Genomic DNA, 12,859 nt, shown 5'->3' with positions numbered 1-12,859 from the left:
GCTCGCTTTGTTGAATTAAATATTCAAATATTACCTTGTATTTTTGAATTAAAAATTCCAGAGGTTACCCAATGAATTTAGGCGCACTCGTATCCGAAACCCGCAATCCAGAGACGATGACGTTGGATGAAATGTCGACGCTGGAGATGGTGACCTGCTTTAACCATGAAGACCGTAAAGTGCCGCAGGCGATTGCGGCGGTACTACCGGAGATCGCTCAGGCGGTCGATTTGGCAGCGGCGGCGCTGCAGACAGGCGGCCGCCTGATTTATCTGGGGGCGGGCACCAGCGGTCGCCTTGGCGTGCTGGACGCGTCCGAATGTCCGCCAACCTTCGGCGTGCCGCACGGTGTGGTCGTGGGTCTGATCGCCGGCGGCCCCGGCGCGCTGTTAAAAGCGGTAGAGGGCGCTGAGGATGACGCAGCGCTGGGGGAGCGTGACCTGCAGGATCTGACGTTAACACCGACTGACATGGTGGTTGGGCTGGCGGCTTCCGGCCGTACGCCTTATGTGATCGGCGCATTGCGCTATGCGCGTCAGTTAGGTTGCCCGACGGCGGCGATCTCCTGTAATCCCGACTCGCCGATCGCTGCGGAAGCACTGGTGGCAATTTCCCCGCTGGTCGGTCCGGAGGCGTTGACCGGTTCGACCCGTATGAAGTCCGGCACTGCGCAAAAACTGGTGCTGAACATGATCTCAACCGGCGCGATGGTCAAACTGGGCAAGGTGTACCAAAACTTGATGGTGGACGTGAAGGCGACCAACGTAAAGCTGGTGGATCGTGCCTGCCGCATTGTCGTTGAGGCGACCGGCGCCGAACGCAGCCAGGCGGAAACTGCGCTGGCGCAGACTGATTTTGAGGTGAAGCCGGCGATTCTGATGCTGTTGGCCGGAATCAGCGCTGAAGAGGCGCAGCGGCGTTTACTGGCGCATCACGGCTACCTGCGTGCGGCGTTGGCGGATTAATGGCTCATTGAGGTGATCAATGGATAAGACGGCGGCACTGGCCCGGCAGATTTTGGCGGGCGTCGGCGGCGAGGGGAACATCCTCAAGCTGGAAAATTGCATGACGCGGGTTCGTGTCGAAGTCAGCGATGAGCGGCGCCTGGAGCTGCCTTTGCTGCAGCGGCTGGACGGCGTGAAGGGATATATAAAGCAGGGTGAACAGCACCAGTTTATCGTTGGGCCGGGCGCCGCCGCCAAGGTGGTGGATGAGATGCGCGCCTTGCTGAGTGAGCCTGCTGCCTCTCTCGATGCCGATGATAACATTGCTGAAAATAAAGCCGCCGCCAAAGCTAAATACGCCGCACCGATGAGCGGGGTGCTGAAAAAACTGGCTAATATCTTTATACCGCTGATACCGGCATTTATCGCCTCCGGCCTGATTACCGGTATTATTAATCTTTTGAAGCGGCCGAATATCGCCGGCGATATCGCCCTGAGCTACCCGAATATACTTGGCCTGCTGGCGATCTTCGGCAGCGCGGTGTTCGCCATTATGAATATTTTGGTCGGCGTTAACGCGGCGCGGGTGTTCGGCGGTTCGCAGGCGATGGGCGGGGTAATGGCCGGCATTCTTTCCAGTCCGCAGCTGGCGCAAATAACCCTGTTTGGCGAAGCGCTGCAGCCGGGGCGCGGCGGTGTGATCGCTGTGCTGCTGGTGGTGGCGCTGATGTGCTGGCTGGAAAAGCGCCTGCGCAGGCTGCTGCCGGAATCGGTGGAGCTGATTTTAAATCCGCTGCTGACTACGTTGATTACCGCTTCGCTGGCGATTGCGATCCTGCAGCCGTTAGGCGGTTATATTTCCGATGCGATTACCCACGGTGCCAACCTGGCGCTGGACAAGGGCGGGCTGCTGGTTGGCGCACTACTGTCCGGCCTGTTTCTGCCGCTGGTGTTGTCCGGGCTGCATCAAGGGTTGGTGCCGATCCACGTTGAACTGGTGCAGGCGCATGGTGCCAATCCGCTGCTGCCGATTTTGGCGATGGCGGGCGTAGGGCAGGTTGGTGCAACCCTCGCCGTACTGTTGAAAACTCGTAACGCGCGGCTGAAAAAAGTGATTAAGGGCGCGCTGCCGGTCGGTATTCTGGGCATTGGCGAGCCGCTGATTTTTGGCGTGACGCTGCCGCTGGGCAAACCATTTATTGGCGCCTGCCTCGGCGGTGCGGTCGGCGGTGCGCTGATCAGCTACTGGAAGGTGGCGACGGTGATTACCTTCGGCCTCTCCGGGCTGCCTTTGGCGTTGACTATCGTCTCGGGCAAGGTGATGTTGTATCTGGCCGGGATGCTGATTACGATTGTAGCAGGGTTCATTTTCACCTGGGTCATGGGGTTCAACGATCCTGAGGAGTAGCGTTTGAGTGACCAGTCACGCCAGAAGGCCGAAGAGTCGCGCCGCATCGTGTTCTTCGATCTGGATGGCACTTTGCATCAGGAAGATATGTTTGGCAGCTTCTTGCGCTTTTTATTGCGGCATCAGCCGCTGAATCTTGTGTTGGTGATCCCCCTGTTGCCGTTGGTGGGCGCGGCGCTGCTGATTGCCGGACGCGCGGCGCGCTGGCCGATGAGCCTGCTGCTGTGGGCAATCACTTTTGGCCATTCGGAGGCGCGGTTGCGGGCGCTGGAAGCGCGCTTTGTCGCCTACTTCCGCGCCAAGGTGACCGCATTTCCTGTGGTGCAGATGCGGTTACGCCAGTATCTTGATGCGCATGATGCGCAGGTGTGGCTGATTACCGGTTCACCGGAAAGGCTGGTGGAGCAGGTGTATCAGGATTCGCGGTTTTTACCGCGGGTGCGCTTGATCGGCAGCAGGATGACGCGCCGCTATGGCGGCTGGGTGCTGGTGATGCGTTGCCTGGGGGAACAAAAAGTAACGCAGTTGGAGCAGCGCATCGGCGCGCCGTTAAAATTGTACAGCGGCTACAGCGACAGCAAACAGGACAATCCGCTGCTGTTCTTCTGCGAACACCGCTGGCGGGTAAGTAAAGAAGGCGAGCTGCAGCAGTTGGAATAACAGAAAAGGGCAGGATGCGAATCCTGCCCTTTTTGCTGCTTACTTGCCGGCGCGGTTTACATGGCCGCTTTAAAGATGGCGACAATTTGCTCGTGGCTGGCCTGAATCGGGTTGGTGAAGCCGCAGGCGTCTTTCAGCGCGTTAGCCGCCAGCGTATCGAAGTCTTCCTCTTTCACCTGCAGATCGCGCAGCCCGGCCGGGATGCCGACATCCTGCGCCAGCTTGCGGATAGCTGCGATACAGGCCGCAGCGCCCTGACTGTCGTTCAGGTTGCTCACTTTCAGCCCCATCGCAACGGCGACGTCTTTCAGGCGGCCTGCCGCTACGGAGGCGTTGAACTCCTGTACGTGAGGCAGCAGCACCGCGTTGCAGACGCCGTGCGGCAGGTTATAGAAGCCGCCCAACTGGTGGGCCATGGCATGCACGTAGCCCAGAGAGGCGTTGTTGAACGCCATGCCGGCCAGGAACTGGGCGTAAGCCATATCTTCACGCGCCTGCATGTTCTTGCCGTCGTTCACCGCATCGCGCAGCGACGCCATAATCATGGTTACCGCCTTCAGTGCACAGGCGTCGGTGATCGGGTTGGCGGCGCTGGAGACGTAGGCCTCGATGGCGTGCGTCAGCGCGTCCATCCCGGTGGCCGCCGTCAGCCCTTTCGGCATGCCGGCCATCAGGTGCGGATCGTTAACGGACAGGATTGGCGTGACGTGTTTATCGACAATAGCCATTTTGATATGGCGGACTTCGTCGGTAATGATACAGAAACGGGTCATTTCTGACGCGGTGCCGGCGGTGGTGTTAATCGCCACCATCGGCAGCTGCGGTTTGGCGGAGCGGTCAACGCCCTCATAATCCTTGATATCGCCGCCGTTGGTGGCGACCAGCGCGATGCCTTTGGCGCAGTCGTGCGGAGAGCCGCCGCCAAGAGAGATGACGCAGTCGCACTGATGTTCGCGCAGCAGCGCCAGCCCCTGTTCAACGTTGCTGGTGGTTGGGTTAGGGTGAGTGCCGTCGTACACGCAGCTCTGGATATCCTGTGCGGTGAGCAGTTGTTGCACCTGGGCGACCACGCCGATGTCGTTCAGTACCCGGTCGGTGACGATCAACGCATGGCGCAGGCCTTGCTCTTGCATGGTTTTCGCCGCCTCTTCCAGGCAGCCGGAGCCGATCATATTAACGGAAGGAATATAGAATGTTGCAGCAGCCATTGTGCGCTCCTTGAAATCATTGATTTTATGGCTGCTACGTTACTCCGTTCGGGGGAGGTGAGACATGATCTACCACAATGATTTGGCGAATATTCAGCGTATTAGGGGCGTACACCGGGGAAAGGCCGCCATTCTGCACCCGCTGTTCGGGAGCGAGCGTGCTTTTGCCGGTGACAAAAGAGGAGCGGGAATCGGCTACTGTGTATAATGCCGGCCGCAAAGCGCACGAGGAACGAGATAATGACCGAATATAATGACGATTACTGGATGCGCCAGGCGCTGAAACTGGCCCTGCGTGCGCAGGAAGAAGGCGAGGTGCCGGTGGGGGCGCTGCTGGTGCTGGACAATCAGGTTATCGGCGAGGGCTGGAACCGGCCGATTGGCCGCCATGACCCGACCGCCCATGCGGAAATTATGGCGTTACGGCAGGGCGGCGCGGTGCTGCAGAACTACCGGCTGCTGAATGCGACGTTATACGTGACGCTGGAACCCTGCGTGATGTGTGCGGGCGCGATGGTGCACAGCCGCATACGGCGTCTGGTGTATGGCGCCTCAGACGAAAAGACCGGTGCGGCAGGCTCGCTGGTGGATATTCTGCGACATCCGGGCATGAATCATCAGGTGGAGATTACCGCTGGCGTACTGGCGGATGAGTGCGCCGCGACGCTGAGCAACTTTTTCCGCCTGCGCCGCGAACAGAAAAAGGCGCTGAAGCTGGCGCAGCGCGCGGCCGGTGCTGCGGATTAATCGAGGTTGAGCGCCAGTTTGGCCGGCACCGCCGGGTAGCTCTGCATCATGGCGGTCTGCTCCTGCCGTTCCCGCGCGGCTTTTTTCTCTTTTTCCTGCAGGTATCCCACCAGGCTGACCTGATAACGGCGGATGTTTTCTACGTAGTTATAGGCTTCCCGGCCGCGCGCATAGCCGTAGGTCAGCTGCGGGTAGTAGCGCTTTTGGCTGAGCATTGGCAGGCGCTGTTTCACATCGACCCAGCTGTCTGGATTGCCGCTTTGCATTTTGGTCAGTTTGCGCGCGTCGAGCATATGCCCCCAGCCGATGTTATAGGCCGCCAGCGCAAACCAGATCCTTTCATCTTCCGGCACCGTTTCCGGTATTTTTGCCATCAGGCGCTGCAGATAGAGTGCGCCGCCCTGAATACTCTCTTCCGGGTCGAGGCGGTCGTTCACGCCGAGTCCGTCGGCGGTAGCGCGGGTCAGCATCATCAGGCCGCGCACGCCGGTTGGTGAGGTCGCCAGCGGATTCCAGTGCGACTCCTGGTAGGCGATCGCCGCCAGCAGGCGCCAGTCAAACGCCGTGGCATATTTCTGGAACAGCGGCTGGTAGGTCGGCAGCACCGAATCGATCGCCGACAGGAAAGATTTGGTGTCCACGTAGTCGAAGCTGCCGACATGGCCGAGATATTTCTCTTCCAGCCGCGCCAGCGTGCCGTCTTCCACCATTTGGCTGAAGAAGTCCAGCATGGCGGCATACAGGCTGTCATCGCCGCTGCGTTTCAGGTACCAGGTGACCGGCTCCTCGTCGGCGACGTCGAAGGCGACGGCCAGCTGCGGGTGGATGCGCTGCAGCAGCGCGATGCTGACTGAATCGCCGATGGTGTAGTCCAGTTTGCCGGCGGCCACCTGCTCCAGCAGCTCGCGCGATGTCCGGTCGCTGGATGACTCCCACTGCAGGTCAGGATATTTATCGTGTTTCAGCTGTTTCAGCGTGCTGACGTGGGCGGAGCCGGAGGCCACCGCCAGTTTGCCTTTAATGTCGGCAAAGGTTTTCGGCCGCGCATTGCCCAGCCGGTACACCAGCTGCTGGGAGACGGAGTAGTAGGCCGGGCCGGTACGGGCGCGGCTGAGGCGCTCCTGATTGTAGATCAGGCCGGCGGCCAGAATATCAGCATCATTATCGTCCAGATCGTCAAACAGATCGTTGATGTTTTGATGCGGCAAAACGACCAGTTTCACGCCCAGATAATTGGCGAAGCGTTTCGCCAATTCATAGTCCAGGCCGCTCGGGCCTTTGGGGGTAGTGAAATAGGTTAACGGCGAGTTGAGCGTACTGATGCGCAGCTCTCCCCGGGATATGATCTCTTCGAGTTGCCCGCCCTGACCGCTGCGCCAGGGGATGTTCGGCCAGAGCGCAAGAGCCAGAAGCACGGTGATAACGCCGATGAGAATGTAGTTTAGTTTTTGGTGTTTCAAATAGTTATCTCGCGGCGACGCCTGTCTGCATCGGGCCGGAAAGCATTTATTAGTATGGGGATATCGACAGTATTTGCGGGCATTTTGCGTAACAAAACGCCAGTGTGCAACTTTATTGACACAATATGACAATCAGACGGCAGAATTAGGAATTATCAATAATCACCACGCAAACGGTTTCGTCTGCGGCGCGGATTCTCTATAATGGCGCGCGTTTTCCCCTGTTGCGCCCAATGAAGCGCTGAAATCAGCTGCTTCGAAGACGAGAGAACTTTGATTATGGAAATACTGCGTGGTTCGCCCGCTTTGTCGGCTTTTCGTATTACCAAACTGCTGTCCCGCTGCCAGGACGCACAACTTCCGGTCAGTGATATCTATGCCGAGTACGTCCACTTTGCCGATGTTAGCGCACCGCTAAGTGCCGAAGAACACGCCAAACTTCAGCGCTTGCTTAAGTATGGTCCCTCTCTCGCCGAACATGCCCCTGCAGGCCGCCTGCTGCTGGTGACGCCGCGTCCGGGCACGATTTCCCCCTGGTCTTCCAAAGCGACCGATATCGCCCATAACTGCGGTTTAACGCAGGTGGTGCGTCTGGAGCGCGGCCTGGCGTTTTATATCAGCGCGCCGGCGCTGGACGATGCGCAGTGGCAGCGGCTGGCCGCGCTGCTGCATGACCGCATGATGGAAACGGTATTTGACGATCTGCAACAGGCACAACAGCTGTTTGCTCATCATCAGCCGGCCCCTTACCAGACGGTGGATGTGCTGGGCGAAGGGCGCGGCGCGCTGGAGCAGGCCAACCTCAAGCTTGGCCTGGCGCTGGCGCAGGATGAAATTGACTACCTGCTGAATGCCTTTACCGGTTTGGGGCGCAACCCGACGGATATCGAACTGTATATGTTCGCGCAGGCCAACTCTGAGCACTGTCGTCATAAAATTTTCAACGCTGACTGGGTGATTGACGGCGAACAGCAACCGAAGTCGCTGTTCAAAATGATCAAAAATACCTTTGAGCAGACGCCGGATCACGTGCTGTCGGCCTATAAAGACAACGCCGCGGTGATGGAAGGCTCTCAGGTCGGCCGCTTTTTCGCCGCGCCGGGCAGCGACCAGTATGATTACCATCAGGAAGATGCGCATATCCTGATGAAGGTGGAAACCCACAACCACCCGACCGCTATTTCGCCATGGCCGGGCGCCGCGACCGGCTCCGGCGGCGAGATCCGCGACGAGGGCGCCACCGGGCGCGGGGCGAAGCCGAAGGCCGGCCTGGTCGGCTTCTCGGTGTCCAACCTGCGTATCCCTGGCTTTGAACAGCCGTGGGAGCAGGACTTCGGCAAGCCGGAGCGCATCGTTACCGCGCTGGACATCATGACCGAAGGCCCGCTGGGCGGCGCGGCGTTTAACAACGAATTCGGCCGTCCGGCGCTGCTGGGCTACTTCCGTACTTATGAAGAGCAGGTCAACAGCCACAACGGCGTCGAACTGCGCGGCTATCACAAGCCGATTATGCTGGCCGGCGGCATCGGCAACATCCGCGCCGACCACGTACAAAAAGGTGAAATCACCATCGGCGCCAAGCTGGTGGTGCTGGGCGGCCCGGCGATGAATATCGGCCTGGGCGGCGGCGCGGCGTCTTCCATGGCCTCCGGCCAGTCTGACGCTGACCTGGATTTTGCCTCGGTACAGCGCGATAACCCGGAAATGGAGCGTCGCTGTCAGGAAGTGATCGACCGCTGCTGGCAGCTCGGTGCGGAAAACCCGATTCTGTTTATTCACGACGTCGGCGCGGGCGGCCTGTCCAACGCCATGCCGGAGCTGGTCAGCGACGGCGGCCGCGGCGGGCGTTTCGAACTGCGCGACATCCTGAACGATGAGCCGGGCATGAGCCCGCTGGAAGTGTGGTGTAACGAATCGCAGGAGCGTTACGTGCTGGCGGTGGCGCCGGAACAACTGGCGCAGTTTGACGAAATCTGCCGCCGCGAGCGCGCGCCGTACGCGGTGATCGGCGAGGCGACCGAAGAGCAGCATCTGACGCTTAACGATACACATTTCGACAACCAGCCAATCGATATGCCGCTGGACGTCCTGCTGGGCAAAACGCCGAAAATGACGCGCGACGTCACCCGGCTGCAGGCGCAGGGCGAGCCGATGGCGCGCGAAGCGATTACGCTGGCGGACGCGGTGAAGCGCGTGCTGCACCTGCCGACCGTGGCGGAAAAAACGTTCCTGATCACCATCGGCGACCGTACCGTTACCGGTATGGTGGCGCGCGACCAGATGGTGGGGCCGTGGCAGATTCCGGTGGCCGACTGCGCGGTGACCACCGCCAGCCTCGACAGCTACTACGGTGAAGCAATGTCGATCGGCGAACGCGCGCCGGTGGCGTTGCTGGACTTTGCCGCTTCCGGTCGTCTGGCGGTCGGTGAAGCGCTGACCAATATGGCGGCGACGGAAATCGGTTCGCTCAAACGCGTGAAGCTGTCCGCTAACTGGATGGCCGCTGCGGGCCACCCGGGCGAAGATGCCGGCCTGTATGAAGCGGTAAAAGCGGTGGGCGAAGAGCTGTGTCCGGCGCTGGGCATCACCATCCCGGTGGGTAAAGACTCGATGTCGATGAAAACCCGCTGGCAGGAAGGTGACGAACAGCGCGAAATGACGTCACCGCTGTCGCTGGTGATCACCGCCTTTGCCCGCGTGGAAGACGTGCGCCACACCGTGACGCCGCAGCTGCGCACCGACAAGGGTGACACTGAACTGCTGCTGATCGACCTCGGCAACGGCCATAATGCGCTGGGCGCTACCGCGCTGGCGCAGGTGTATCGGCAACTGGGCGACAAGCCGGCGGATGTGCGTAATGTCGAACAGTTAGCCGGCTTCTTTAACGCCATGCAGCAGCTGGTGGCCGATCGTGCGCTGCTGGCTTACCACGACCGTTCCGACGGCGGCCTGCTGGTGACGCTGGCGGAAATGGCCTTTGCCGGCCATTGCGGCGTGGAGGCGGATATTCAGACGCTGGGCGCGGATACGCTGGCGGCGCTGTTCAACGAAGAACTGGGTGCGGTGATTCAGGTCAGCGCCGATCGGGTCGAGGCGGTACTGCAGGCGTTTGCCCAACACGGTCTGGTGGACAATGTGCACCGCATCGGCCGCGTGCAGCAGGACGATCGCTTTGTGATCAAGAGTGGCGAGCAGCCGGTATACAGCGAAAGCCGCAGCACCCTGCGCACCTGGTGGGCGGAAACCACCTGGCAGATGCAGCGCCTGCGCGATAATCCGAGCTGTGCCGATCAGGAACACCAGGCCAAGCAGAATGACAGCGATCCGGGGCTGAACGTCAAGCTGACCTTTGCGCCGGATGACGACATCGCTGCGCCTTATATCGCCAGCGGCGCGCGTCCGAAGGTGGCGGTGCTGCGTGAGCAGGGCGTCAACTCGCACGTGGAGATGGCGGCAGCGTTCCACCGCGCCGGTTTTGACGCGGTGGACGTGCATATGAGCGACCTGCTGTCCGGGCGCCGCGACCTGCAGGACTTCCACACGCTGGTGGCCTGTGGCGGCTTCTCGTACGGCGACGTGCTGGGCGCCGGAGAAGGCTGGGCGAAGTCCATTCTGTTTAACGAGCGGGTGCGTGATGAATTCACCTCGTTCTTCCATCGTCCGCAGACGCTGGCGCTGGGCGTATGTAACGGCTGCCAGATGTTGTCCAACCTGCGCGACCTGATCCCGGGCGCCGAGCACTGGCCGCGTTTCGTACGCAACCTGTCGGACCGTTTTGAAGCGCGCTTCAGCCTGGTGGAAGTGGCGGCCAGCCCGTCGCTGTTTATGCAGGATATGGCCGGTTCTCGGATGCCGATTGCGGTTTCGCACGGCGAAGGTCATGTAGAGGTGCGTGACGCGGCCCATCTGGCGGCGCTGGAGAGCCATAACCTGGTGGCGTTGCGCTTTGTGGACAACGCCGGTCAGGTGACGGAGAACTATCCGGCCAACCCGAACGGCTCACCAAACGGCATCACTGCGGTGACCAGCGCCAGCGGGCGCGCGACGGTGATGATGCCGCACCCTGAGCGCGTATTCCGCACCGTCAGCAACTCTTGGCATCCGGAAGAGTGGGGCGAAGACAGCCCGTGGATGCGGATGTTCCGCAACGCCCGCCGGCAGTTAGGCTAAATCGCGGTTTGAGGCCGGGCCATCTTCGGCTCGGCCAACGAGATAATAAGGGAACGGTGACGTTCCCTTTTTTAATGCATTGTATTTAAATGTTTTTATATAAAATGTCGGTATTTTGCGACAAGGGTTATTTAGGGTGTCGTCAAAAGGTGACATTTAACGTATTGATTTATAAGAGTGATAATAAAATTCACTTAAGGTGTCGGGTTTTGGCGACGGCATGGCGAAGAAAGCAGCGCCGGCAGCATGACCATAAGCGGACTGAAAATGGATAATTAAATTTTAACTAAATAAAATCAATACATTATGCTGTGTATCTTAAAGTTGGCACGCTGTGTGCATTAATGACTGCAGTTGCTCATTCAACTTTTTATGACGGCGCCGTCTTGTGACGGACATCTTGCCTCATAAGCCTCCGAATGATGCCAAAGAAATGGTGCCTATCGTCCAACTAAACCGATAATTGCCGCTTACGCGACTTTATCAAGCATCGGGCGACACGTGGAGTGAGGCACCGCCTGTATCCAACTGTGATGAGCTTTTTCATCAATCCCGGATACATTAGGATGCTATTCGTCCTGTTCGATGCCAGCATTTTGCTACATCACCCAGGGGACGAGGCCAACGGGCATCCACATCTTCCTTGCGCTGGGGCGCGATGCCCCAACGTCAATTTCCTTGTTCCCGCTGCGATTTTCCCTTTTTCCTGTGCTATTGCCGTCCTGGATGCCATACCCGGTGAAACTTCACTGTCCGATCCCGCCGTTCAGGCTTTTCTCTTGCTGAAGACTCGGTTAGCATCAGGGCAGACAAGGGACAATGAGATGATTTCGTTGAAAAGATGGCGTTTATTCCCCCGCTCGCTGCGCCAACTGGTGCTGATGGCGTTTCTGTTGGTGCTGCTGCCGTTGCTGGTGCTGGCCTATCAGGCCTACCAGAGCCTCGATCATCTCAGCGCGCAGGCGGCTAATATCAACCGGACGACGCTGGTGGACGCGCGCCGCAGTGAGGCGATGACCAGCGTGGCGCTGGAGATGGAACGCAGCTACCGGCAATATTGCGTGCTGGTCGATCCCACGCTGGCGCGGCTGTATCAGAACCAGCGTAAGCAATATTCGCAAATGCTCGACGCGCATGCCCCAATCCTGCCCGATGAACGCTATTATCAAACATTGCGTCAGCTGCTAACGCAGCTGGCGACCATCCAGTGCCAGAGCAGCGGTCCGGATAAAGACGCCTCAACCCTGCTTGAATCCTTCTCCAATTCCAATGCGGAAATGGTGCAGGCGACGCGGGCGGTGGTATTTTCCCGCGGCCAGCAGCTGCAGCAGGCAATTGCCGAGCGGGGCCAGTACTTCGGCTGGCAGGCGCTGCTGCTGTTTTTGGTCAGCGTGCTGCTGGTGGTGCTGTTTACCCGGATGATTATCGGGCCGGTCAAGGCGATCGAACGGATGATTAACCGGCTGGGCGAGGGGCGGGCGCTCGGTTCCGCCGCGACGTTTAAAGGGCCGCGCGAGCTGCGCTCTTTGGCGCAGCGCATTATCTGGCTGAGCGAACGGCTGGCCTGGCTGGAATCTCAGCGTCACGAGTTCCTGCGCCATATTTCCCATGAGCTGAAAACGCCGCTTGCCAGCATGCGCGAAGGCACCGAGCTGCTGGCGGATGAGGTGGCCGGTCCGCTGACCGCCGACCAGAAAGAGGTGGTGACGATTCTCGACCAGAGCAGCCGCCATCTGCAGCAGCTGATTGAGCAACTGCTGGACTATAACCGTAAGCTGGCCGACGGCCCGTCGGAGCATGAGGCGGTCGCGCTGACGGAGATGGTTGAGCAGGTGGTGGCCGCGCACAGCCTGCCGGCAAGGGCCAAGCTGATTCGCACCGATATCGCGCTGGAAGCGAAAAACTGTTGGGCAGAGCCTACGCTATTAATGCGCGTGCTGGATAATCTCTATTCCAATGCGGTGCACTATGGCAAGGAATCCGGTAACATTTGGATTCGCAGCCGTCAGGCAGGGCAGCGGGTGCAGATTGACGTCGCCAACACCGGCACGCCAATCCCCGAAGCCGAACGAGCCATGATTTTCGAGCCTTTTTTCCAGGGTAGTCACCAGCGAAAAGGGGCGGTAAAAGGAAGCGGACTGGGGCTGAGTATCGCTCATGACTGCATCCGCCGCATGCGCGGGGAGCTGCAGTTGGTTGACGTCGACGATGCCGATGTCTGTTTCCGTATTGAATTGCCACTAACCGCCGAGAACGAATAAA

8 protein-coding genes are annotated in these 12,859 nt (G+C 59.5%); 6 read left to right on the top strand and 2 right to left on the bottom strand.

Annotated elements, in window-relative coordinates; all coding sequences use genetic code 11:
* Positions 1-71: 71 nt before the first annotated feature.
* The 3 genes from murQ to yfhb are packed head-to-tail and all read left to right on the top strand — an operon-like array spanning position 72 to position 3,012.
* Positions 72-965 carry an N-acetylmuramic acid 6-phosphate etherase gene (murQ, locus tag CLM71_RS18045; RefSeq protein WP_105232216.1) on the top strand — a complete coding sequence of 298 codons (894 nt, stop codon included), beginning with the start codon at positions 72-74 and terminating at the stop codon, positions 963-965.
* 19 nt (positions 966-984) lie between these two features.
* Positions 985-2,352: a PTS transporter subunit EIIC gene (locus CLM71_RS18040; protein WP_105232215.1), complete on the top strand. Its 1,368-nt coding sequence runs from the start codon at positions 985-987 to the stop codon at positions 2,350-2,352.
* Positions 2,353-2,355: 3 nt separating this feature from the next.
* Positions 2,356-3,012, top strand: coding sequence for a phosphatidylglycerophosphatase C (gene yfhb / locus CLM71_RS18035; RefSeq protein WP_105232214.1), 657 nt, complete (start codon positions 2,356-2,358; stop codon positions 3,010-3,012).
* A gap of 56 nt (positions 3,013-3,068) precedes the next feature.
* On the opposite strand, the gene yiaY is transcribed toward yfhb, so the two are convergent.
* On the bottom strand, positions 3,069-4,220 hold the full coding sequence (yiaY, locus tag CLM71_RS18030; RefSeq protein ID WP_105232213.1) for an L-threonine dehydrogenase: 1,152 nt from the start codon (positions 4,218-4,220) through the stop codon (positions 3,069-3,071).
* A gap of 240 nt (positions 4,221-4,460) precedes the next feature.
* On the opposite strand from yiaY, the gene tadA reads away from it, so the two are divergent.
* Positions 4,461-4,967: a tRNA adenosine(34) deaminase TadA gene (gene tadA / locus CLM71_RS18025; protein ID WP_105232212.1), complete on the top strand. Its 507-nt coding sequence runs from the start codon at positions 4,461-4,463 to the stop codon at positions 4,965-4,967.
* Here the strand turns inward: tadA and mltF are convergent.
* The gene (gene mltF / locus CLM71_RS18020) at positions 4,964-6,427 is read right to left on the bottom strand and encodes a membrane-bound lytic murein transglycosylase MltF (protein ID WP_105232211.1); all 1,464 of its coding nucleotides are present in this window, start codon (positions 6,425-6,427) and stop codon (positions 4,964-4,966) included. The two genes, tadA and mltF, sit on opposite strands and share 4 nt — an antisense overlap.
* A 279-nt stretch (positions 6,428-6,706) precedes the next feature.
* On the opposite strand from mltF, the gene purL reads away from it, so the two are divergent.
* A complete protein-coding gene (gene purL, locus CLM71_RS18015) occupies positions 6,707-10,597 on the top strand; it encodes a phosphoribosylformylglycinamidine synthase (RefSeq protein ID WP_105232210.1) in 3,891 nt (1,296 codons plus the stop codon).
* 824 nt (positions 10,598-11,421) lie between these two features.
* Positions 11,422-12,858 (top strand): HAMP domain-containing sensor histidine kinase, encoded by a 1,437-nt coding sequence (locus CLM71_RS18005; protein ID WP_105232208.1) that lies wholly within the window; start codon positions 11,422-11,424, stop codon positions 12,856-12,858.
* The last annotated feature ends 1 nt before the right edge of the window (position 12,859 follow it).

Origin of the sequence: Serratia sp. MYb239 (assembly GCF_002966855.1) — a bacterium.
In the GTDB taxonomy this organism is placed as follows: domain Bacteria; phylum Pseudomonadota; class Gammaproteobacteria; order Enterobacterales; family Enterobacteriaceae; genus Serratia_B; species Serratia_B rhizosphaerae.
The sequence above is the reverse complement of the archived record's forward strand: the minus strand, read 5'-3'. Positions and strand labels throughout refer to the sequence as shown.